20 protein-coding genes are annotated in these 22,017 nt (G+C 46.9%); 17 read left to right on the forward strand and 3 right to left on the reverse strand.

The features are described from left to right. The first annotated feature begins 6 nt into the window (after positions 1–6). From dprA to rbr, 12 genes are all read left to right on the forward strand, one after another. Complete coding sequence (gene dprA, locus ABXS75_09995; protein ID XCP83423.1) at positions 7–1,107, forward strand: DNA-processing protein DprA; 1,101 nt, start codon at positions 7–9, stop codon at positions 1,105–1,107. 30 nt (positions 1,108–1,137) lie between these two features. After that, a complete protein-coding gene (gene topA, locus ABXS75_10000; GenBank protein XCP83424.1) occupies positions 1,138–3,219 on the forward strand; it encodes a type I DNA topoisomerase in 2,082 nt (693 codons plus the stop codon). Positions 3,220–3,335: 116 nt separating this feature from the next. Then, positions 3,336–4,118, forward strand: a complete 783-nt coding sequence (gene codY / locus ABXS75_10005) for a GTP-sensing pleiotropic transcriptional regulator CodY (protein XCP83425.1) — start codon at positions 3,336–3,338, stop codon at positions 4,116–4,118. A gap of 162 nt (positions 4,119–4,280) precedes the next feature. Next, a complete protein-coding gene (locus tag ABXS75_10010; protein XCP83426.1) occupies positions 4,281–4,586 on the forward strand; it encodes a hypothetical protein in 306 nt (101 codons plus the stop codon). Positions 4,587–4,714: 128 nt separating this feature from the next. Further along, complete coding sequence (locus tag ABXS75_10015) at positions 4,715–4,999, forward strand: co-chaperone GroES (GenBank protein XCP83427.1); 285 nt, start codon at positions 4,715–4,717, stop codon at positions 4,997–4,999. 152 nt (positions 5,000–5,151) lie between these two features. Further along, complete coding sequence (gene groL / locus ABXS75_10020; protein XCP83428.1) at positions 5,152–6,777, forward strand: chaperonin GroEL; 1,626 nt, start codon at positions 5,152–5,154, stop codon at positions 6,775–6,777. Positions 6,778–6,913: 136 nt separating this feature from the next. After that, positions 6,914–7,402, forward strand: a complete 489-nt coding sequence (locus ABXS75_10025) for a DUF6106 family protein (protein XCP83429.1) — start codon at positions 6,914–6,916, stop codon at positions 7,400–7,402. A gap of 206 nt (positions 7,403–7,608) precedes the next feature. Then, complete coding sequence (gene guaB / locus ABXS75_10030) at positions 7,609–9,063, forward strand: IMP dehydrogenase (GenBank protein ID XCP83430.1); 1,455 nt, start codon at positions 7,609–7,611, stop codon at positions 9,061–9,063. Positions 9,064–9,437: 374 nt separating this feature from the next. Next, on the forward strand, positions 9,438–10,163 hold the full coding sequence (locus ABXS75_10035; protein ID XCP83431.1) for a peptidoglycan recognition family protein: 726 nt from the start codon (positions 9,438–9,440) through the stop codon (positions 10,161–10,163). A 121-nt stretch (positions 10,164–10,284) separates the two neighbouring features. Further along, positions 10,285–11,076 (forward strand): shikimate kinase, encoded by a 792-nt coding sequence (locus ABXS75_10040; GenBank protein XCP83432.1) that lies wholly within the window; start codon positions 10,285–10,287, stop codon positions 11,074–11,076. Next, the gene (locus tag ABXS75_10045) at positions 11,069–11,593 is read left to right on the forward strand and encodes a YqeG family HAD IIIA-type phosphatase (GenBank protein ID XCP83433.1); all 525 of its coding nucleotides are present in this window, start codon (positions 11,069–11,071) and stop codon (positions 11,591–11,593) included. Before ABXS75_10040 ends, ABXS75_10045 begins: the two co-directional genes overlap by 8 nt. Positions 11,594–11,724: 131 nt before the next feature. Next, a complete protein-coding gene (gene rbr / locus ABXS75_10050; GenBank protein XCP83434.1) occupies positions 11,725–12,339 on the forward strand; it encodes a rubrerythrin in 615 nt (204 codons plus the stop codon). Between the two features lie 219 nt (positions 12,340–12,558). Here the strand turns inward: rbr and ABXS75_10055 are convergent, their stop codons facing one another. Next, complete coding sequence (locus ABXS75_10055) at positions 12,559–13,254, reverse strand: transglycosylase domain-containing protein (protein XCP83435.1); 696 nt, start codon at positions 13,252–13,254, stop codon at positions 12,559–12,561. A gap of 261 nt (positions 13,255–13,515) precedes the next feature. On the opposite strand from ABXS75_10055, the gene ABXS75_10060 reads away from it, so the two are divergent. Together ABXS75_10060 and ABXS75_10065 are read left to right on the forward strand one after the other, a co-directional pair. Further along, a complete protein-coding gene (locus ABXS75_10060; GenBank protein XCP83436.1) occupies positions 13,516–14,253 on the forward strand; it encodes an AAA family ATPase in 738 nt (245 codons plus the stop codon). 78 nt (positions 14,254–14,331) lie between these two features. Continuing rightward, positions 14,332–14,982, forward strand: a complete 651-nt coding sequence (locus tag ABXS75_10065; protein ID XCP83437.1) for a peptidylprolyl isomerase — start codon at positions 14,332–14,334, stop codon at positions 14,980–14,982. A 128-nt stretch (positions 14,983–15,110) separates the two neighbouring features. On the opposite strand, the gene ABXS75_10070 is transcribed toward ABXS75_10065, so the two are convergent. Continuing rightward, the gene (locus tag ABXS75_10070) at positions 15,111–17,111 is read right to left on the reverse strand and encodes an FAD-dependent oxidoreductase (GenBank protein XCP83438.1); all 2,001 of its coding nucleotides are present in this window, start codon (positions 17,109–17,111) and stop codon (positions 15,111–15,113) included. Between the two features lie 444 nt (positions 17,112–17,555). Between ABXS75_10070 and ABXS75_10075 the strand changes: the two genes are divergently transcribed. Next, a complete protein-coding gene (locus ABXS75_10075) occupies positions 17,556–18,440 on the forward strand; it encodes a LysR family transcriptional regulator (protein XCP83439.1) in 885 nt (294 codons plus the stop codon). Between the two features lie 89 nt (positions 18,441–18,529). On the opposite strand, the gene ABXS75_10080 is transcribed toward ABXS75_10075, so the two are convergent. Further along, on the reverse strand, positions 18,530–19,420 hold the full coding sequence (locus ABXS75_10080) for a LysR family transcriptional regulator (GenBank protein XCP83440.1): 891 nt from the start codon (positions 19,418–19,420) through the stop codon (positions 18,530–18,532). Between the two features lie 378 nt (positions 19,421–19,798). Between ABXS75_10080 and ABXS75_10085 the strand changes: the two genes are divergently transcribed. Further along, positions 19,799–20,677: a shikimate dehydrogenase gene (locus tag ABXS75_10085; protein ID XCP83441.1), complete on the forward strand. Its 879-nt coding sequence runs from the start codon at positions 19,799–19,801 to the stop codon at positions 20,675–20,677. 38 nt (positions 20,678–20,715) lie between these two features. After that, positions 20,716–21,903, forward strand: a complete 1,188-nt coding sequence (locus tag ABXS75_10090; protein XCP83442.1) for an MFS transporter — start codon at positions 20,716–20,718, stop codon at positions 21,901–21,903. The last annotated feature ends 114 nt before the right edge of the window (positions 21,904–22,017 follow it).

Genomic DNA, 22,017 nt, shown 5'->3' on the forward strand with positions numbered 1-22,017 from the left:
GCACGTATGGAGCAGATGTATGAGTATTGGCTGGCGTGCCTGAAGGGGATCGGCAGTGAAAGAAAACGGTGGCTAAAGGAGCAGGCAGGTACTGCAAGGGACCTATATTATATAGAAGAAACGGAAAGAGGGAAACCGATTCTGGTAAACGACGCCGAGAGAAAGGCGATTGAGGCGGGCCGGAAAAGCTGGAACCTAAAACAGGAATACGATAAACTGAAGCAGGCGGGCGTTCGCATGGTCATAAAGGGAGAGCCGGAATATCCAAAACGTCTGCGAAGCCTTACGGGAATGCCGTATGCCCTCTATGTGAAGGGAGAGCTTCCCGGGGAGGAAGGGCTGACGGCTGCCATCGTGGGGGCGCGCAGATGCACAGCCTACGGAGAGACGATGACTCTTGAGATCGCAGAGCGTTTGGCGGAGTGCGGGATTCAGATCATCAGCGGAATGGCAAGAGGTATTGATGGAGCAGCGCACAGGGGGGCTTTGAATGCAGAGGGCAGCACCTATGCGGTTCTGGGCTGCGGGCCGGATGTCTGCTACCCGAGAGAGCATCGTGGACTGTACCAGGACCTGCTGAAAAGAGGGGGAATCCTGTCTGAACTGCCTCCGGGAACTCCGCCGCTTCCACAGCATTTTCCGGCCAGGAACCGGATCATCAGTGGCCTTTCCGATTTGGTGCTTGTGATGGAGGCCCGGGAAAAAAGCGGCTCTTTGATCACGGCAGACCAGGCGCTGGAGCAGGGGCGGGACGTGTATGCGCTCCCCGGACCGGTAAACAGCAGCCTGAGCCGGGGGTGTCACGAATTGATCCGGCAAGGGGCGGGAATCATCACAGGAGCGGCTGATTTGCTTGAAGATTTGGGCGTGTTGCAGAAAAATCCCTGTCCCAAAAGGAAGAAAAAAACAAAAGAAACAAAAATAATGCTTGAAAGTGCAGAAAATTTGGTGTATAGTAACCTCGGTCTATTTGCAAAGAACCAGGAAGAACTTTCAAGACTTACGGGACTTGCTCCGAGTGAGCTTGCGAAGGTCCTGGTGTCCCTGGAGCTTAAGGGATATATTGAAGAACGATCAAAGAATTATTATGTCAGACGGGTGAAGTAGGACAGCAGAAGTATAAAGGAGTATGAAGCTATGGCACGTTATCTTGTAATTGTGGAATCACCTACAAAAGTGAAGACCATAAAGAAATTTCTCGGAAATAATTATGTGGTGGTTGCATCTAACGGGCATGTAAGGGATTTGCCAAAAAGCCAGATGGGAATCGATGTTGAACACGATTTTGAACCGAAATATATTACCATTCGGGGAAAGGGAGATATTCTTGCAAGCCTCCGCAAGGAAGTAAAGAAAGCAGATAAGATCTATCTTGCAACTGACCCGGACCGCGAGGGGGAAGCGATATCCTGGCATCTGACAAAGGCGCTGAAGCTGGAGGGCAAAAAAGTATACCGGATCAGTTTTAATGAGATCACGAAGAATGCGGTGAAGGCGTCACTCAAAAATGCAAGAGAGATCGATATGAATCTTGTGGACGCCCAGCAGGCAAGACGTGCGCTGGATCGAATCGTTGGCTATAAGATCAGTCCGCTTCTCTGGGCGAAGGTGAAGAGGGGACTGAGTGCCGGGCGCGTACAGTCGGTGGCGCTTCGGATCATTGCTGACAGGGAAGAAGAAATCGATTCCTTCATACCCGAGGAATACTGGACGCTGGATGCCGTATTTCGGGTAAAGGGTGAAAAGAAACCGCTGACCGCTCATTTTTACGGAACAAAAGATGAGAAGATCACGATTCATAATAAAGAAGAGCTGGACGAGATCCTTGCAGGGCTTGAAGGAGAAAAGTTCCAGGTAACCGATGTGAAACATGGCGAGCGGACCAAAAAGGCACCGCTGCCCTTTACCACCAGTACCCTGCAGCAGGAAGCGTCGAAGGCGCTTAATTTTGCCACGTCAAAGACGATGCGGATCGCGCAGCAGCTTTATGAAGGAATCGATATCAAGGGGAACGGCACGGTAGGTCTGATCACGTACCTGCGTACAGATTCGACACGTATCTCTGAGGAAGCAGATGCGAACGTGCGGGAATATATCGCTAAGGTATACGGAGAAGAGTACACTTCCAAGGTACAGCAGGAGAAGAAGAAGGAAGGAAAGAATGTACAGGACGCCCACGAAGCGATCCGTCCTTCCGATGTGACCAGAACTCCGGCAGCAGTTAAGGATTCCCTGAGCCGGGAACAGTTCCGGCTGTATCAGCTCATATGGAAACGGTTCGTGGCGAGCAGAATGGAGCCGGCGCGCTATGAGACGACCTCCATTAAGATCGGCGCGGGAAAATACCGTTTTACCGTGTCGGCATCAAAGGTGGCGTTTGAGGGCTTCCGGCTGGTCTACGTAGAAGCGGATGAGGAGAAAGAAAGCGGCAACCTTCTGATGAAAGGGCTGGACACCAGCTCAGAACTGGAAAAAGAAAACTTCGAACAGAAACAGCATTTTACCCAGCCGCCGGCACACTATACGGAGGCTGCCCTGGTAAAAACGCTGGAGGAACTGGGGATCGGAAGGCCGAGCACCTATGCGCCGACCATATCCACGATCATTGCCAGACGCTACGTGGCTAAGGAGAACCGGAACCTTTACCTGACAGAGCTCGGCGAGGTTGTGAACCATATGATGAAACAGTCCTTTGAGAGCATTGTGGATGTGAATTTCACGGCGAATATGGAAGGACTTCTGGATATGGTAGCCGAGGGCAAGGTGGAGTGGAAGAGTGTGATCAGCAATTTCTATCCGGATCTGGAAAAGGCGGTGGAAGACGCAGAAAAAGAACTGGAGAGTGTAAAGATCGAAGATGAGGTCACGGACGTGATCTGTGAGGAATGTGGAAGAAACATGGTGATCAAGTATGGTCCTCACGGGCGGTTCCTTGCCTGTCCGGGATTCCCGGAATGCCGTAATACCAAGCCGTATCTGGAAAAAGCCGGCGTGAGCTGTCCGAAATGCGGGAAAGAGGTGGTGCTCCGCAAGACGAAAAAGGGCAGAAGATACTATGGCTGTGAGGACAATCCGGATTGCGATTTCATGTCCTGGCAGAAGCCGTCCACCCAAAAATGTCCGAGGTGCAACGGCTATATGGTAGAGAAGGGAAATAAGCTGGTTTGCGGTGATGAGAAGTGCGGTTTTGTACAGGATCGGGAAAAAAACGAAAAATAAGAAAAATATTAGGAAATTCGTTGAGTTCTTAGGAATTGTATGATAACATAGCTTTATAGATATTTTTTTCTTATTTGTGTGCAGAATTGATACAATATTGAAATGTGGAGGAAGAAATGAGCGTACAATTATTAGATAAAACGAGAAAGATTAATAAGTTGCTGCATAACAACAACTCGAGCAAAGTGGTATTCAATGATATTTGTGAGGTATTGACAGAGATTCTTTTGTCCAATGTTCTGGTTGTGAGCAGAAAGGGTAAGGTGCTGGGAGTCAGCGTCTGCGTCGGCGTGCCGGAGATCAGGGAACTGATTAAAGGAGAAGTGGGCGGTCATATTGATGAGATGCTCAATGAACGACTTCTCAGTATTCTGTCGACCAAGGAGAATGTAAATCTGGAGACGCTGGGATTCACCCCGGAGGTCGTGAAAGGATATCAGGCAATCATCACTCCGATCGATATAGCAGGAGAGCGGCTGGGAACCTTGTTTATCTATAAGAAAGAGGCAATGTACGAGATCGACGATATTATTCTGAGCGAGTACGGAACTACGGTAGTTGGCCTTGAGATGCTGCGCTCCGTGAATGAGGAGAGTGCGGAAGAGACCAGAAAAGAGCAGATCGTACAGTCTGCGATCAGTACCCTCTCTTTTTCTGAGTTGGAAGCGATCATTCACATTTTTGAAGAGCTTGATGGAATGGAAGGAATCCTGGTGGCAAGTAAGATCGCTGACAGGGTAGGAATCACACGTTCGGTGATCGTAAATGCGCTTCGCAAGTTTGAGAGTGCAGGAGTGATCGAGTCCCGTTCCTCAGGTATGAAGGGAACCTACATCAAGGTGATCAATGACTATGTATTCAAAGAGCTGGAAAAGATCAAAAAAGAAAAAGCAAATTAATGAGATAGAGAAATGAAGCAAAAGAGAAGGGTGTCAGGGATTCTGATGCCCTTGCTTTCATGCAGGGCCTGCTTTGGCGGGATAATATAGTTGCATTTACAGGAGACTTAGTGGCTGATCGCTTTGGCGTGATACGGCCGCGAGGAAGAAAGGAGAAATCATATGTACGATGGAGATAAGGCAGTCATTTCTATGATCCAGTGCTTTAAGGAGGGAATGGAGGCGGATAACCGGACATATAAATGTACGGTCATCGAGTATCAGAAAGAGAAGGAACAGGTACATCTTTTGATGAGTTCGGGAAATATTACGGATATTTCCCTGGACGGAATATATGAGTGCAGGATCCAGACCATGCAGGGGGAGGCGCTCTGCACAGGAACGATCAAAGAGCGGTATGAGAACCGCGCAGGCATGATCCTGATTTTCCAGATTATCAATGGATTTTATGAAACAAATATAAAGTAATTATAAAATTCTAAAAGGTGTGTTGACAAATGAGGAGGACAGTGCTATTTTATTACTAGATCGTTTTTAGCACTCGAATCAAATGAGTGCTAACAAAATATATAATTGCAAATCAAGGAGGCATTACAATGAGATTAGAACCATTAGGTGACAGAGTTGTGTTGAAACAGTTAGTAGCAGAAGAGACCACGAAATCCGGTATTGTACTTCCGGGACAGACCAAAGAGAAACCGCAGCAGGCAGAAGTTATCGCAGTAGGCCCGGGCGGAATGGTCGATGGAAAAGAAGTGACCATGAATGTGGCAGTCGGAGATCAGGTCATCTACTCTAAATATGCAGGAACAGAGGTAAAGCTGGAAGAGGAAGAATATATCATCGTAAAACAGAGTGATATCCTTGCAGTGATCAAATAATTGCTTTTCATCAGAAGCATGTTTGCGAGAGTGTTCTACAGATCAGCGAATGACGATTTGTCAGGAACAGCGATTTGTTAAAAATCAAGATCAGAAAGTAAGCACATGACATGTGCAGCAATAAATAAAAATCAGAATCAGGAGTGATAATTATGGCAAAAGAGATCAAATATGGCGCAGCAGCCAGAGCAGCATTGGAATCAGGTGTCAATCAGCTTGCCGACACCGTAAGAGTAACCTTGGGACCGAAGGGACGTAACGTCGTTCTTGACAAATCTTTCGGCGCACCGCTTATTACCAACGACGGTGTTACCATTGCAAAGGAGATCGAGCTGGAAGATGCATTTGAGAACATGGGCGCACAGCTTATCCGTGAAGTCGCTTCCAAGACCAACGATGTGGCAGGTGATGGAACCACAACAGCTACCGTACTTGCACAGGCTATGGTGAATGAAGGCATGAAGAACCTGGCAGCAGGAGCAAACCCGATCGTTCTCAGAAAGGGTATGAAGAAAGCGACAGACTGCGCTGTAGAAGCAATCCAGAAGATGAGCAGCAAGGTAACAGGAAGAGACCAGATCGCAAGAGTAGCAGCAATCTCTGCAAGCGATGACGAAGTAGGCGAGATGGTAGCAAATGCGATGGAGAAGGTTTCCAACGACGGCGTTATCACCATCGAGGAATCCAAGACCATGAAGACAGAACTGGATCTGGTAGAAGGTATGCAGTTTGACCGTGGATATATTTCCGCATATATGTGTACAGATATGGAGAAGATGGAAGCGAACTTGGAAGATCCGTATATCCTGATCACAGACAAGAAGATTTCCAATATCCAGGAGATACTTCCGCTTCTGGAGCAGATCGTACAGTCAGGAGCAAAACTGTTGATCGTTGCTGAGGATATCGAGGGCGAGGCACTTACCACTCTTATCGTAAATAAACTCCGCGGAACCTTCAACGTAGTTGCAGTAAAGGCTCCGGGTTATGGCGACAGAAGAAAAGCAATGCTGGAAGATATCGCGATCCTGACCGGCGGCCAGGTGATTTCCGAGGAACTGGGACTGGATCTGAAGGAAGTTACCATGAACCAGCTTGGACGTGCAAAATCCGTAAAAGTTCAGAAAGAGAACACCGTGATCGTTGACGGTATGGGCGACAAGGCTGCAATCGAGGGAAGAATCGGACAGATCAAGGCACAGATTGAAGAGACGACCTCTGATTTCGATAGAGAGAAATTACAGGAGCGTCTTGCTAAACTGGCAGGCGGCGTAGCTGTAATCCGCGTAGGTGCGGCGACAGAGACTGAGATGAAGGAAGCAAAACTCCGTATGGAAGATGCACTTGCAGCTACCAGAGCAGCAGTAGAAGAAGGAATTATCGCAGGCGGCGGTTCTGCATATATCCACGCATCTAAGGAAGTGGAAGAACTGGCCAAGACACTGAGCGGCGATGAGAAGACCGGTGCAGGCGTGGTACTCAAAGCTCTGGAAGCTCCGCTTTACCACATTGTTGCTAATGCAGGACTGGAAGGCGCAGTCATCATTAATAAAGTAAAAGAGGCTGATCCGGGATTCGGATTTGATGCATACAAGGAAGAGTATGTTGACATGGTAAAAGCAGGTATCCTTGATCCGGCTAAAGTAACCAGAAGCGCTCTTCAGAATGCGACCAGTGTTGCGTCTACCCTTCTTACCACAGAGTCCGTTGTTGCAAACATCAAGGAAGATGCTCCGGCTATGCCGGCAGGCGGTGCTCCGGGAATGGGCATGATGTAAGAAAATCACAGAAATTATGAAAATTTTGAAAACTCCTCATAAGAGGAGTTTTCTTTTTGTTCTAAAAATGGTAAAATAGAAAGGTGCCCGTATATATAGGACAAAAAACTAAACAAAAGAACTTTGGAGGTAAGTTATGGGAGATTATTATACCGAACAACTGGTCAAGAGAAAGACCCCGGCCAGTGCTTACGTGATTATGGGTGGGTTGGCTTTGATGACTACGATTGCTGTTCTTGCAATGCTGCTGTTTCCATTTGGAATATTGATCGTCGTGATCGCTGGTGTTATAGATTATTTTGTATTCCGCGGTCTGAACGTGGAGTATGAATATCTGTATGTGAATGGCAATCTGGATATCGATAAGATCATGTCCAAATCCAAGAGAAAGAGAATTTTTGAAATGGCAATCAATGATATGGAACTGATCGCTCCGAAGGGAGCCGCCCAGCTCCATGGTTTTCAGAATATAAAGGCAACGGATTTCAGTTCCGGCATGTCAGATGCCAGACTTTATGAGATGATTGTTGTGAAAAGCGGCGCAAAGCAGAGAATCGTTTTCGAGCCCGATGATGTGATTCTGGAAGGAATGCGTATGCTGGCACCGAGGAAGGTCATTAAGTAGAATTTTTTCAAAACTAAGTTGTAAATGTGGGAGAGACACAAAGGGGTGTCCCCGGCATAATCCCGGATATATAGATAGCGTAAGATAAATAGTTTGTTATTTATTTTGCGCTATTTAAGTTATAAAAGGGGTTGACACAGATGTGGATTTTATTGTATGATAGCAGATAAATCACAAGCACAGACGAGAAAGAGAGGGAAAGAATCATGGCTAAGATTATTGGCGAAGGAATTACATTTGATGATGTCCTGCTGGTACCGGGATATTCCGAAGTTATTCCTAATCAGGTCAGCCTTGAAACACACCTGACCAAGAAGATTAAACTGAACATTCCGATGATGAGTGCAGGTATGGACACCGTTACGGAACACAGAATGGCGATTGCCATGGCACGTCAGGGTGGTATTGGTATTATTCATAAGAATATGACGATTGAGCAGCAGGCAGAAGAGGTGGACAAGGTCAAGAGATCTGAGTATGGGGTAATTACAGATCCGTTCTATCTGTCACCCGATAACACGCTTGCAGATGCGAATGAATTGATGGCAAAGTTCCGTATTTCCGGTGTGCCGATCACAGAAGGCAAAAAATTGGTAGGTATCATTACGAATCGTGATCTTAAATTTGAAGAAGATTTCTCTAAAAAAATCAAAGAATCCATGACTGCTGAAGGTCTGATCACTGCACCGGAAGGGATCACACTGGAAGAGGCAAAGAAGATCCTTGCGAAAGCAAGAAAAGAAAAACTCCCAATTGTAGATAAAGATTTCAACTTAAAAGGTTTAATTACTATTAAAGATATTGAGAAACAGATCAAGTACCCGATGTCTGCAAAGGACGAGCAGGGACGTCTGCTTTGTGGTGCTGCGATCGGTATCACTGCAAATTGCCTGGAGCGTGCTGAGGCATTGGTTAACTCAAAGGTAGATGTAGTCGTTCTTGATTCCGCACATGGACATTCTGCGAATGTAATCCGCACCGTACGCATGATCAAGGAGGCATTCCCAGAACTTCAGGTGATCGCAGGTAACGTGGCGACCGGTGAAGCGACAAGAGCACTTATCGAAGCGGGCGCAGATGCAGTGAAGGTAGGAATCGGACCTGGTTCCATCTGTACGACCCGTGTCGTTGCAGGTATTGGAGTACCGCAGATCACGGCCGTTATGGATTGTTATGAAGCAGCAAAAGAGTACGGAATCCCGATTATCGCCGATGGAGGTATTAAGTACTCTGGTGACATGACCAAAGCCATTGCAGCAGGTGCGAACGTCTGCATGATGGGAAGTATTTTTGCAGGCTGTGATGAAAGCCCGGGAACTTTCGAACTGTACCAGGGAAGAAAGTACAAGGTTTACCGCGGAATGGGCTCTATCGCAGCTATGGAGAACGGAAGCAAAGACAGATATTTCCAGTCAGATGCCAAGAAACTGGTTCCGGAAGGCGTTGAGGGCCGTGTGGCTTACAAAGGAACCGTAGAAGACACTGTATTCCAGCTCATGGGCGGTCTTCGGTCCGGTATGGGATACTGTGGAGCAAAGGATATCGAGACCTTGAAGGAGACAGGCAGATTCGTTAAGATTTCTTCTGCATCTCTGAAAGAAAGCCACCCGCATGATATCCATATTACGAAAGAAGCTCCAAACTATAGCGTAGATGAGTAAAATATGCTGCGTTGAGACTTTTGAATCAGTGTAATCGGCAAAGCAGGCAAGTGATTTGGTGCAGTTATTTGTGAAATGTATACTAGTGTAAATGATACCCGTCAGGTCGCAGGTCCTGGCGGGTGTTTTTTACCAGGTATACCTGAGTAAATGTTTGATGGACTTTTATTTTTGTTAGCAGTAGTCCATGTCTAAATGAAGGCCCAGTGTAGCTCTCATCTTGGCGGTGTTAATTAAGAAAAATATAAGCTTTTGTTAGTAGATTCTTTAGAGAATCATGGTATGCTGTATATAAAAGAACGGAACGTCTGTTTTGCTTGAGGCTGACAAGTGGAAGGCCAGGTGCAGAGCAGGCGAATATTGGATAAAAAGGTATGGATGAGACCATGAGAGGACAAAGACCAAGGAAGAAGGCGGGAAGATCCCGCGATGGAAAAAGCTATTATACGAAAAATCAGAGAATAAAACTCAAAAGGAGAATAAAGATCGGCGTCGGTGTGCTGATTTTTCTTCTGTTCGGGCTGGCATTCATGAAAATGACGGGAAAGGGATTTTTTGGACCGGGAAGATATCGGGAGATTGCTGACGAGAAGATCGATGCCACCAAGCCGGATATTGATGTACAGCTTTTAACAGTAAATGAATATTCCAGACCGGGCACCGAATCGAATCAGATTACGGGAATCGTGATTCATTATACAGCCAACCCGGGAGCTGGAGCGATGGCGAACCGAAATTATTTTGAGAATTTGAAGGACACACATCTCACGAAGGCCAGCAGTCATTTTGTGGTAGGACTGGAAGGGGAAGTGGTGCAGTGCATTCCCACCTGGGAAGTGGCGTATGCTTCAAATAGCAGAAATATGGACACCGTTTCCATTGAGTGCTGCCACCCGGACGAAACGGGGCAGTTTAACGCAGATACATACCGGACCATGGTGCAGCTTACGGCGTGGCTTTGTGAGAAATTTTCGCTTACGGAAAATGATGTGATACGGCATTATGATGTGACAGGGAAGAATTGCCCAAAGTATTTTGTGGAAAACGAAGAAGCCTGGGAGCAGTTCCGGGCAGATGTAAAAAAGGCCATGGAGTCATAGCAGTATAGAGGGAGAAAAGATTGCTGTCTGAAAAACAGTTTTCTATTGATTCTGTATGTGAGAGCGTGCTATCATATCCATATGCGAACTACTTAAGACTAGAAAGAAATGAGGAAGACAGATGAATGATTTAGAGTTGTTCCGTAAGGAACTGGCAGCATGTGATGATAAATTGATGGACGCACTTATGGAGCGGTATCTGATCGTAGAGAAGATCATGGGATACAAGGAGAAATACGGAATGCCGATTCTTCAGCCGGAGCAGGAGGAAAAGCAGAAGAACCGTATGTTGGTAAAGCTCCACAGCAATAAACACAGGAATGAGATCTATGATGTGTTCCGCCATATTTTACGGAATAGTAAGAAGATACAGGCGAGAAAGCTGTTTGACTATAATATTGTATTGATCGGATTCATGGGCGCCGGAAAGAGTACTATTTCCGATTATCTAAGCACTATGTTTGCCATGGAAGTGGTGGAGATGGACCAGGTGATCGCAGAGCGGGAAGGCATGAGTATTTCCGATATTTTTGAGACCTACGGGGAAGAGTACTTCCGCAATTTGGAAACCAATCTTCTGATTGAGATGCAGGAGAAACAGAACGTGATCATTTCATGTGGAGGCGGCGTTGCCATGCGGGAGCGCAATGTGGCGGAGATGAAGAAGAATGGCAGGGTCGTTCTTCTAAAGGCTGATCCGGAGACGATTTTGAGCCGGGTGAAGGACAGCGATGAAAGACCGCTGTTGAACGGACATAAGAATGTGGAATATATCGGACAGTTAATGGAAGCAAGACGTGAAAAATACGAAGCGGCTGCGGATATCGTGGTGGAAACGGACAATAAGACGGTGCTCCAGATCTGCGAAGATCTGATCCAGAAGCTGCTGGAAATGGACGGAAGGCATGTTTAATACATTTTATCCGGACGCATATGTGGCGTCTACCTATGTAATTGCATTTGAAGAATTATATGAAAAAGGTTATCGGGGATTGATCTTTGATATTGATAATACGCTGGTACCTCATGGGAAACCGGCCGATCACAGGGCTATCGTGTTGTTTGAGCGTCTTAGAAGGATTGGATTTGATACCTGCCTGATTTCCAACAATCAGGAGCCGAGGGTGCAGCCCTTTGCAGAGCAGGTAGAGAGCCGTTACGTTTATGATGCGCATAAACCTTCGACGAAGAATTACCGCAAAGCGATGGAGCTCATGGGAACTGATGAAAACACGACGCTATTTATCGGGGATCAGTTGTTTACTGATGTCTGGGGCGCGAAACGGACCGGAATCAAAAGCATTCTGGTCATGCCGATTCATCCGAAGGAAGAAATCCAGATCGTGCTGAAACGTTATCTGGAAAAAATCGTGCTTCATTTTTATAAGAAGGATAAAAAGCTGGGGAAGATTTCATCTGACGTGATATAGACGAAAAGCTGAATATAGAAAATGTATAATTTGCCACATCTGGAACATACTAGTAGGGAGATTTATTCCATTGACGATGGGGAAGCGAGAAGATGCTTCATAGGTAGAATCAAAAAAAGGAGTGTGTACAGATGGCGATTGAGTTTAAGGAAAGCAAGACAAGAGAGAATTTGATGAAGGCATTTGCCGGGGAGAGCCAGGCGAGAAACCGGTATACGATTGCGGCAGAGACGTGTAAGAAACAGAAGATGCAGGCAATCAGCCAGGTGTTTTTGTTTACGGCTGATCAGGAACGGGCGCACGCGGAACGGTATTATGATCTGCTTAAGAGCCTTTCCGGGAATACCATTGAGATCTGTGGGGGATTTCCGGTAGATCATCACGACAGTGTGATCGAGCTTCTGCGTTCGGCTGAGCATAACGAGATGGAAGAGTATGAAGATGTTTACCAGGCGTTTGGTGACGAGGCGAAGGCGGAAGGATTTTTGGAGGCAGCGTCCGCATTTTATCAGATTGCGGAAGTGGAGAAGGTGCACGGCAGAAGATTCGGAAAGCTTAAGGAAATGCTGGAGAGCGGTACTTACTTTGAACGGTCCGAGTCCGGTATGTGGATGTGCCTGAACTGTGGCCATATTCAGCAGGGAATGAAAGTGCCGGAGGTCTGCCCGGTGTGCAGACACGACAAAGGGTATTTTATACCGGTGGAGATGGCGCCATATTTGGAGATGAGTTTTGTACAGGGATAGTTTAGAAAGCTAGAAGATAGCAAGCGTTTTCTGTGAAATAAAAAGAGCGTCGGTTCAATAGAGGAATCGGCGCTTATTGTTGCTATGCATGCCTAAGTGAACATCCGGTGGACGTTCATCTCGGCTGCCATGCATGCCTAAGTGAACGTCCAGTGGACGTTCATCTCGGCTACTTTACAGGAAATGCGGGGGATGGAGGGGGAATAGAGATGGCCAGGCTTATTGCCCAGCCAGGATTTGATCGGCTTCCTCCTGCGTCAGACATTTTTCGCGTACCATGCTTCGCACTACTTTTTCCTGGCGTTTTTTTGCCAGGTCCGGATTGACGGTAGGGGCGTAGGCGGAGGGTGCGTTAGGAATACCGGCCAGCATGGTGCTCTCATAATCCGACATTTTGTCGGGAGCCTTGCCGAAGTAGCCGCGGCTTGCGTCTGCCACACAGTAGTAGCCATCGCCAAAATAGATACAGTTCACATAGAGCTCTAATATCTCGTCCTTGGTGAATTCCTGCTCTAATTTGAGTGCCAGAATTCCCTCGGCGATCTTGCGCGTGACGAGCTGGTCCTGGTCAAAATACAGGTTCTTGGCAAGCTGCTGGGTAATTGTGCTGCCGCCTTCCATCAGTCTTCGATACTTTACATTATTTATAACGGCCCGTCCGATGGAAATCGGATCAATGCCCGGGTGCTCATAGAAGCGTTTATCCTCCACGGCAACGATGGCCTTTATATAGGTATCCGGAAGCTCCTCGATTGTCGTATAAGCAGGCTTCTGCCGAATTTCAGCAATCTTGTCCTCTAACGGCATTTCTTTCATGGCCGAATCGTACATTTGAAAGCCTTGATACAGAAAATATCCTCCTGTCAGAAGAATAAGGAGTATGCATAATCCCAAAATTCGTTTGATATGTTTCATAGGTATCCTTCCTTTGTGAAAAAATGTAAATAGTTTTATTGCCATAAATTCTTTTCAATATTGGAAATTCTGTTTATAATCATATTATACAGGAATAACCTTGCAATGACATTCGAATAATCTTACATTTTCCTTACATTTTATAGAAGATTTTCATAAAATGTGAGATGAGAGATCACTCAGATTTTTAGTTGCCAAGCATACCTGAGCGAACGTCCTGTGGACGTTCATCTCGGTTGCCATGCATAACGGAGGCATTTTATGAATCAGAATTATATTAGAAGAATGCGTATAGATTGGAACCAAATAAGCAGGGATTCTTATTTGCAGGAAATTCCGGCGATCCGTCAGATAGAGGAATTGGAATTTCAGAATCCAATCACCTTTTTTGTAGGGGAAAACGGAACGGGGAAATCAACTTTGATCGAGGGGCTTGCCGTGGCCTACGGCTTTAACCCGGAGGGCGGTACTTTGAACTATCATTTCAGTACCTATGACGACGTGTCTGAGCTGGGGGAGGCGATCAAGATCGAAAAAGGGTTTCTGCGTCCAAGGAACAGTTATTTCTTCCGGGCGGAGAGCTTTTTCAATGTTGCCAGTAAGGCGGAGGATTACAGGGATCTTACGCCCAAAGAGGTGTATTATAAGCGATACGGAGGAAAATCTCTTCACGAACAATCCCACGGGGAGAGCTTTCTGGCATATTTCCAGTCCTTTGACGGGCCGGGATTATACATTATGGACGAGCCGGAGGCAGCGCTGTCGCCGCAAAGGCAGTTGACCTTATTTATCCAGATTGCAAGAATGGCGGGGACAGGGTCGCAGTTCATTATCGCGTCGCATTCTGCGATCTTACTTGGTATTCCGGGGGCAAAGATTTATGCTTTTGAGGACGAGGGAATAAAGGAGTGCACATACGAGGAGACAGAGAGCTATCAGGTCATGGAGATGTTCATAAATAACCGGGACATGTTGGTGAAGCGTTTGTTAGAAGAATAACCATTGAAAGAAAGAGAGAAGCTTGTTATAATTTGAAGGTATTCTATTTTTAGATTTTAGAAGAAAGAAGGAAAGAACATGTTTAAGAAAATAGTTAGTATGCTATGCGTTATGATGCTTGCATGTGCAATGCTTGCCGGCTGCGGTGAAAAGGAAGAGGCTTCCGGGAAGGACAAGGAATTTTCTGAGGAAAAAGAAGAGTCATCAGGCAAAGAAGAGGGGCCGGATATTTCGGGAAAGCATCATGTTGAGATTGTTGTCAAGGACTACGGCACGATCAAGGTGGAGCTGGACGCAGACACGGCTCCGATCACAGTCGAGAATTTTCTTGGCCTTGCAGAGGAAGGGTTTTATGATGGATTGACCTTCCACCGGATTATAGACGGGTTCATGATTCAGGGTGGAGACCCGCTGGGAAATGGAACCGGTGGCTCTGATAAGACAATCAAAGGGGAATTTGCTTCTAATGGCGTGGAAAACTCCATTTCTCATGTAAGGGGTACTATTTCCATGGCACGCTCCCAGGCAGTAGACAGTGCAAGTTCGCAGTTCTTCATCGTGCAGTCCGACAGTCCGCATCTGGACGGGGACTATGCGGCTTTTGGCACGGTCACGGAAGGCATGGAGATCGTAGATCAGATTTGTAAGGATACCCCGGTGGAGGACGGAAACGGTACCGTAGCGGCCGAGAATCAGCCGGTGATTGAGAAGATTACGGTTGTGGATTAGATGAGAAGGAAAGCCAGGAAGAGTAAAAAGTGCGCATGCCTGAGTGAAGGTCCAGTGGACCTTCATCTCGGTTGCCATGCATGCCTAAGTGAAGGTCCAGTGGACCTTCATCTCGGTATACGGATATCTTACAGATAATCATGCTTTGCCAGAACATTCAGAATGTTCCGTGCCTCCTCGGTCCCCTCAATAATTCTTCTTGCCCGAACGCTGTCGCCGATATTCATGATCTCCACATTCTGGTCCTCGAATTCTTCGCGGACTGCATTCAGAATCGGGGCGTTCGCGCGCATTCCCAGGCAGACAAATCCATAGTCGAACGGCATTTCCTCTTCATTTCCCTCAGGGGTCTTTACCAGGAAGGAGTCGGCTTTTACTTCCAGAAGAGCCGTATTCGGGCACTGTTTTACACCATGTTTCTCCATGAGCGCAAAGGTTCCCACCTTGGAGACCGGATCGATTCCGTTACCGATTACCGGCATCATCTCCACGATACTTACATCTGCGCCGCGCGGAGCAAAGAACTCGACCACATCAAGACCAACGGCGCCGCCGCCGATTACGACCACCTTTTTCCCGGTCAGATCTTCTGGATATTCGGTGACATGTGCAATCATATTGGTGATGGAAGAGACCTTACCGCCTTCCTTGTCAATGTTCTCATGCAGCCCTTTGATCGGCGGCAGAAGAGGATTGGAGCCGGTCGCATTTACGATGATGTTCGGATTCATACTCTTAATCATGTCAATGCTTGCTTCTGTATTCTTGAAGATGAACAGGTTGTGCAGCTTTTCTGCCCGGTGGATCAGATAGTTGGGGAAATCCGCCAGTCGTTTCTTGTCCGGAATCTGGGAAATGATCGCTGCCAGCCCGCCAAGACTTTGCTTCTTCTCGATCAGGAAGGTGGTACAGCCGACCTCCGCTGCGGTACATGCAGCCTCAAGACCTGCGGTTCCTCCTCCGATGACTACCACGTTGCAGGGTTTATTGATTTTATGTTTCTTATAGTCTTCTCCCATATTTACGGAGGGATTTACGGTACAGCGGATCGGGCGGTTGATTCCGATGCGGTGTCCCGCACAGCCGATGTTGCAGGAGATACATTTGCGGATATCGCACTCGTCGCCAAATTCTACTTTATTTACCCATTCCGGGTCAGCGATCAGGCCGCGGCCCATACCGATCAGATCTGCGTCCCCACGCGCCAGAATGTCCTCTGCGACTTGCGGATTACGGATATTACCCATGGTCATACAGGGCTTACCGTAACGCTCTTTGACGGCTTTCGCCATGTAGGAACGCCAGCCGTCCGGCAGGTAGTTCGCGTCAATCTGGTACTGGATCGAGCCGTTCAGACCGGCGGAGACGTCAAACACGTCAACTTCTTCCTGGAAATATTGGAGATAATCCAGGCAATCGTCCAGCGTGTTTCCGCCTTCCATGAACTCATCTGCACTGATGCGGACGAAAATCGGGAAGAACGGTCCCACCTGCCGCCTGACCTCTTCGATCACCATTTTGGCAAGGCGGGCGCGGTTTTCCGGCGTTCCTCCAAATTCGTCGGTTCTCTTATTGGTAAGAGGGGAGAGGAATTGGCTGATCAGGTAAGAGTGGCCTGCATGGATCTCTACGGCGTCAAAACCTGCGATCTGCGCACGTTTGGCCGCCTCACCGTATTTCTTAACAATATGAAGGATCTCGTCTTTCGTAAGCGGGCGCGGAATCTCGCCGCCTGCCTTTGAAGGGATATCCGATGCGGAAACCGGCTGCATATTGGTACGTGCAGACTGCGCGGAGGCGCCGGCATGGTTGATCTGAATGGCAATACATGCCCCGTGCTTATGTACGGTCTCGCATAATTTAAATAAGCGGGGAAGATAATTGTCGTGGTCGATGCGAAGCTGCGTTGTTCCGTTGGAGCCCTGCGGGGAATCCACACTGGCATTTTCCACGATCAGAAGACCGGTGCCGCCTTTCGCACGCTGCTCGTAATAGTTAATGTGAAGAAAACTCATCTCACCGCTCTGCTCGCCATAGTTCGTTCCCATAGGGGTCATGACGATACGGTTCTTGATGGTCATATGTTTGATGGTAAATGGTTCGAATATGTGTTTATACTTGCTTTTCATTATAAATTCCTCCGTGAAATGATGATGATTACGGGAGCACGAACTGTGGAGCAATCCGTACATCGTAAAATAATCGCAACACAAGAGGCTGTATTTTAACATTCGGCTTGGGCGTGCCGCTTTGTTAAAAATATTATAATCCGAAATACATAAAAAAACAAATTGAAAAAATGTGCACAAATAATAGTTTAAAACTATCATTAAATTTAAAGTAATAGACCGTTCAGAATGATTTTAGGAAAAAGGTCAAAATATGTTGTATTATTTATCGAAATGGTGTAGAAAATCAAAAAAATTTGTGTTATGGTAAGACTAAGTTAGATACCCCGCAGCAAGCTGCGAGGTATTTGACTATCGCGGCAGTCGCCAAATAGCCATGCTTGCATGGCTGCATGGCCCATGGATCGTGGAAATAATTATAAACAGGAAAGAAGGTGGCAGGTTTTGAATCTCAATCAGCTTCACTACTTTGTAACACTTGCTCACATGGAGCACTATACAAGGGCAGCTGAAGTATTGTCCATCACACAGCCGAGTTTAAGCCATGCCATCAGTATGCTGGAACAGGAACTGGGCACAAATCTTTTCGAGAAACGCGGACGGAATGTAGTACTGACAAAATACGGCAGAATCTTTCTGGAATATGTGGAAGAAGCTCTGGGCGTTCTCGAAAGCGGTATTAAAAAAACCAGGGCACTAACAAGTGAGACAAGCGGAGTGATTGATTTGGCATACATTTTCACGCTTGGAAGTGTTTTTGTACCGCAGCTGGTGGGAAGTTTTCTTCGGCGGCATGAGGGGTGGAACGTGGATTTCCGCTTTAACGTAGGAAGTACAGCGGAGATCATTCAAGGTCTCAAAGATGAGAAGTATGATATTGCTCTTTGTTCACGCAAAGAGAAGGAACCAGATATTGAATTTGTACCAATCGGAAAGGAAAAATTAGTAGTAGTAGTGCCAAAAGGTCATGATCTGGCGGGAAAGGGAAGTATCGCCCTCAAGGATACGCTGGATTATCCATTGATCTATTTTAGCCGGAACAGTGGACTTCGGCCGGTGATCGATCAGCTCTATGAGAAGATTGGCGGGAATCCGAAGATTGCATATGAGATTTTGGAAGATGGTTCTATGGCAGGGTTGGTTGCAGAGAAGTTCGGGATCGCGGTGATGCCGGAGATTCCGATTCTAAAGAATCTGGACGTGGAGGTCCTTGATATCAAGAGTCCCTTATATGAGCGTTATATTTACATGGCACGACTGAAAGAGAAGTATCAGGCACCGGTGATCCGGGAATTTGCCCAGTTCGTGCGAGGTCGGTTTAAAGGATAAAAATACAGAAGAGACTGCTCTGTGTGGCGGTCTCTTCTATATTTGCCAGGCATGCCTGAAACAAGGTCCAGTGGACCTTGTTTTGGCTTCTAAGAAATCTGTTCTTTTCCCATATTTTTAACGAACTGTATAAAACGTGTCGTAGCCGGGATTCGATATTTGTCGCGGAGGTATCCCATATAGACCGTGTGCCTGGAGGTGACATCAGAAATGGGAAGAATCGCGACCTTATCCGGGTCGATGGCGTCTACGTGTGCAACAAAAGCAATTCCGAAATTCTCAGCCACCAGCGCAGCGATGGAGTTTTCGTCGGGGCACTCGCAGACAAATTCCACCTTCAGGTGATTCTTTTGGTAGAATTGGTTGGTAAGCCCGCCAAGTCCTGAGAATTTGTCGTAACCGATGACCGGGTAATCGGCAAGATCCCGGAAGCTGACGGTCTCCTTTGTGGTCAGAGGGTGGCCCTTTGGGGTGATGATGACCATTTCCTGATGAAGAATCGGAATGAACTCGATTTCCGGTTCATTTTCCACGTAGGAGCAGAAGATAATGTCATGCTTGTCTGCCTTTAGGCCGGCCACCATATCCGCGGTGTGCGTCTGGTTAAAATTAAAGGTAACGTTCTGATTCTTATCCATGTCCAGAAAGGAGCGCACTGTGTGGGGAATATAATAGCTTGCAAGTGGAAATACGTAGGCGATATCAATGTGTCCGCCGCTTCCGGCAAGCTGTTTCATCTTATACTGGGCGGTGTGCACTTCGTCCATGATCCGGTCTACATGCGCAAGGAACATGTGGCCGGGCCGGGTCAGTTCTACATTTCTTCCCTTCTTTTCAAAAAGCACCAGATTTAGTTCTTCTTCCAGGGCAGCGATGGAACGGCTCAGGCTGGGCTGTGAGATCATGAGCTTTTCGGCTGCCTGACGGTAATGCTGAAGGTGAGCGACCGTCTGAAAATATTCCAGCTGATTCAGAGTCATAGAAGTTTCTTCCTTTCATAATAGAGGGGGTTAGTGCAGTGCGAAACGAAAGAGCGGAACGCTCTTTCGTTCACGGGCTTTCGCCCTATCAAAGTACAGGAAAAGCAATTCGTCTGCGAGCAGCCGATTGCTTTTTCTGTACTTTGGCACTGCTCATTGCTTTCGTGGACATTATACCATAATTGATACCTAAAAGCTATCAATAAATGACAAAACATGTATTTGTAGTATCGAATGATATCGTTTATAATTTAACTATCAAGAGGTTGTTTAAATTTTAACAAATTGGGCAGATTCGTAAAATTGAACGAACCAGACAGCGATTGTAAGGCAGAAGAAACAGTAAAAAAGATTTGGAAAGAGAAAAGGAGAAAAATCATGGCAGAAAGAATTACAGGTCACACAGAACTTATCGGACTTATGGCGTATCCGATTCGCCATTCCAGCTCGCCGGCAATGCACAACGAGGCATTTGCTTACCTGGGACTGGACTATGCATATCTTGCATTTGAGGTAGACAACAGCACACTGGAAGATGCAGTAAAAGGCCTTCGTGCATTAAAACTGGTAGGCTCCAATGTTTCCATGCCGAACAAGACAGTCGTACATAAATATCTTGACGAGCTTTCACCGGCAGCGAAAATGTGCGGTGCGGTTAATACGATCGTCAATGACAACGGAAAGCTGATCGGACACATTACAGACGGTATCGGATATATGCAGTCTCTGAAAGACTACGATATTGACGTGATTGGGAAGAAAATGACCATCGCCGGTGCGGGCGGAGCAGCAACTGCGATCGAGATTCAGGCAGCGCTGGACGGCGTAAAAGAAATGTCAATCTTCAATATCAGAGATAAGTTCTGGGATAACGCAGTAGAGACCGTTGAAAAGATCAACAGCAACACGAACTGTAAGGCGACCCTCTACGATCTGGAGGATCTGGAGGTATTAAGAAGAGAGATCAATGATTCCTATCTGTTCGCGAATGCAACAGGCGTGGGAATGAAGCCGCTGGAAGGAAAGGCCGTGATTCCGGATAAATCCTTCTTAAGACCGGACCTTATCGTTACCGATACCGTATACTCTCCGGCGGAGACCGAGCTTCTTAGAATGGCAAAAGAAGTGGGCTGCAAGAACATGAACGGATTCGGCATGATGCTCTTCCAGGGCGCGGCAGCATTTAAACTCTGGACCGGAAAAGAGATGCCGATCGAGCACATGAAGGAAGTTCTCGGAATTAAATACGGAGCGTAGACACTCAATGATGTAATTAAGGAAAGAGAGAGTATAACATGAATAAAAAATACATACCCAGCGCATTGATTCTATACATGAATTATTTTATCCACGGTATTGGCTGTTCCATCTTGAGCCAGCAGGTCGTAAAAGAACTGTTGATCGAGCAGTGGGGCGTGGAAGATGTTATGACAGTAACCGCCATCGCGGCAGCACTTGGACTTGGACGTCTGATTTCCCTCCCGTTTGCAGGACCCCTGTCCGATAAACTGGGACGCCGTCTCTCCGTGCTGATCGGCGTGGCGTCTTATGTGATCTTCTTTGTGGGAATCGCATTTTCACCGAATATGCAGGTGGCTTATATCGCGGCAGTTCTTGGCGGAATTGCAAACTCCTTCCTGGATACGGCGACCTACCCGGCAGTTGCGGAAATCATGTACAAATATACCGGTATTGCGACCATGGGAATCAAATTCTTCATTTCTGTTGCACAGCTTCTGATGCCATTCTTCTTAGGTCTTGTGGTAGCAACAAAAATGTCGTATTTGACACTTCCTCTGGTAGCTGGTATTGTAATAGCAGTACTTGGGGTACTGGCAATCTTTGCACCGCTGCCGGCGGAATCGCAGAGCGCAAAGGGAGAGTCCTTCCTGAACAATCTGAAAAATGCGCATTTCTCCGTAGAGAGTATCGCATTGATCCTGATTGGTTTTACCAGTACGGCAACGTTCCAGCTCTGGCTGAACTGCGCGCAGACATTTGGTAAGGAGATCGCAGGTATTGCGTCTGAGAAGGTTTCCATGATGCAGACCTATTACTCAGCAGGAACGATGGTCGCGCTGATCGTGACGAGTATTTTGATCACCAAGTTCAAACAGGTACGTTTTCTGGTGATTTATCCGGCGATTTCCACGATCATGCTGGTTCTGGTCTACCTCGTTAAGACACCGATGATCTGCTATGTAGGCGCCTTCGTTATCGGATATGCGGCGGCAGGCGGAGTACTTCAGATGGCGACCGCAACGGTAAATGACCTGTTCCCGAAGATTAAAGGAACAATCACAAGTCTTGTCATGATTGCTTCCAGCCTTTGCAACTATACGATTTTAAGTGCGGCGTCCAAGATGACCTCTACCGGCGTTATCGTAATGAATATCGTAATTACAGTGATCGGCGTCCTTCTTGCTGTTTTCGTAAATGCAAGATATGGTACCCTTTTGAAAAATGCAGAGGCGTCTAAGTAGTCGTACAGTATCTGTGTAAAGGGGCGGTGGACCTTTGTCCTGATAGGATAGATTATAAATAGAGTATAGTAAAGAAAAAGAATCAGGCAGGGCGGTTTGAGGCGGCCCTGCCAC

The organism is Roseburia hominis (assembly GCA_040702975.1).
Taxonomy (GTDB): domain Bacteria; phylum Bacillota; class Clostridia; order Lachnospirales; family Lachnospiraceae; genus Allocoprococcus; species Allocoprococcus hominis_A.

Excerpts from the sequence above, each read along its gene's own strand:
- dprA (XCP83423.1), top strand. The coding sequence starts at position 7 with ATGGAGCAGATGTATGAGTATTGGCTGGCGTGCCTGAAGGGGATCGGC.
- topA (XCP83424.1), top strand. The coding sequence starts at position 1,138 with ATGGCACGTTATCTTGTAATTGTGGAATCACCTACAAAAGTGAAGACC.
- codY (XCP83425.1), top strand. The coding sequence starts at position 3,336 with ATGAGCGTACAATTATTAGATAAAACGAGAAAGATTAATAAGTTGCTG.
- ABXS75_10010 (XCP83426.1), top strand. The coding sequence starts at position 4,281 with ATGTACGATGGAGATAAGGCAGTCATTTCTATGATCCAGTGCTTTAAG.
- ABXS75_10015 (XCP83427.1), top strand. The coding sequence starts at position 4,715 with ATGAGATTAGAACCATTAGGTGACAGAGTTGTGTTGAAACAGTTAGTA.
- groL (XCP83428.1), top strand. The coding sequence starts at position 5,152 with ATGGCAAAAGAGATCAAATATGGCGCAGCAGCCAGAGCAGCATTGGAA.
- ABXS75_10025 (XCP83429.1), top strand. The coding sequence starts at position 6,914 with ATGGGAGATTATTATACCGAACAACTGGTCAAGAGAAAGACCCCGGCC.
- guaB (XCP83430.1), top strand. The coding sequence starts at position 7,609 with ATGGCTAAGATTATTGGCGAAGGAATTACATTTGATGATGTCCTGCTG.
- ABXS75_10035 (XCP83431.1), top strand. The coding sequence starts at position 9,438 with ATGGATGAGACCATGAGAGGACAAAGACCAAGGAAGAAGGCGGGAAGA.
- ABXS75_10040 (XCP83432.1), top strand. The coding sequence starts at position 10,285 with ATGAATGATTTAGAGTTGTTCCGTAAGGAACTGGCAGCATGTGATGAT.
- ABXS75_10045 (XCP83433.1), top strand. The coding sequence starts at position 11,069 with ATGTTTAATACATTTTATCCGGACGCATATGTGGCGTCTACCTATGTA.
- rbr (XCP83434.1), top strand. The coding sequence starts at position 11,725 with ATGGCGATTGAGTTTAAGGAAAGCAAGACAAGAGAGAATTTGATGAAG.
- ABXS75_10055 (XCP83435.1), bottom strand. The coding sequence starts at position 13,254 with ATGAAACATATCAAACGAATTTTGGGATTATGCATACTCCTTATTCTT.
- ABXS75_10060 (XCP83436.1), top strand. The coding sequence starts at position 13,516 with ATGAATCAGAATTATATTAGAAGAATGCGTATAGATTGGAACCAAATA.
- ABXS75_10065 (XCP83437.1), top strand. The coding sequence starts at position 14,332 with ATGTTTAAGAAAATAGTTAGTATGCTATGCGTTATGATGCTTGCATGT.
- ABXS75_10070 (XCP83438.1), bottom strand. The coding sequence starts at position 17,111 with ATGAAAAGCAAGTATAAACACATATTCGAACCATTTACCATCAAACAT.
- ABXS75_10080 (XCP83440.1), bottom strand. The coding sequence starts at position 19,420 with ATGACTCTGAATCAGCTGGAATATTTTCAGACGGTCGCTCACCTTCAG.
- ABXS75_10085 (XCP83441.1), top strand. The coding sequence starts at position 19,799 with ATGGCAGAAAGAATTACAGGTCACACAGAACTTATCGGACTTATGGCG.
- ABXS75_10090 (XCP83442.1), top strand. The coding sequence starts at position 20,716 with ATGAATAAAAAATACATACCCAGCGCATTGATTCTATACATGAATTAT.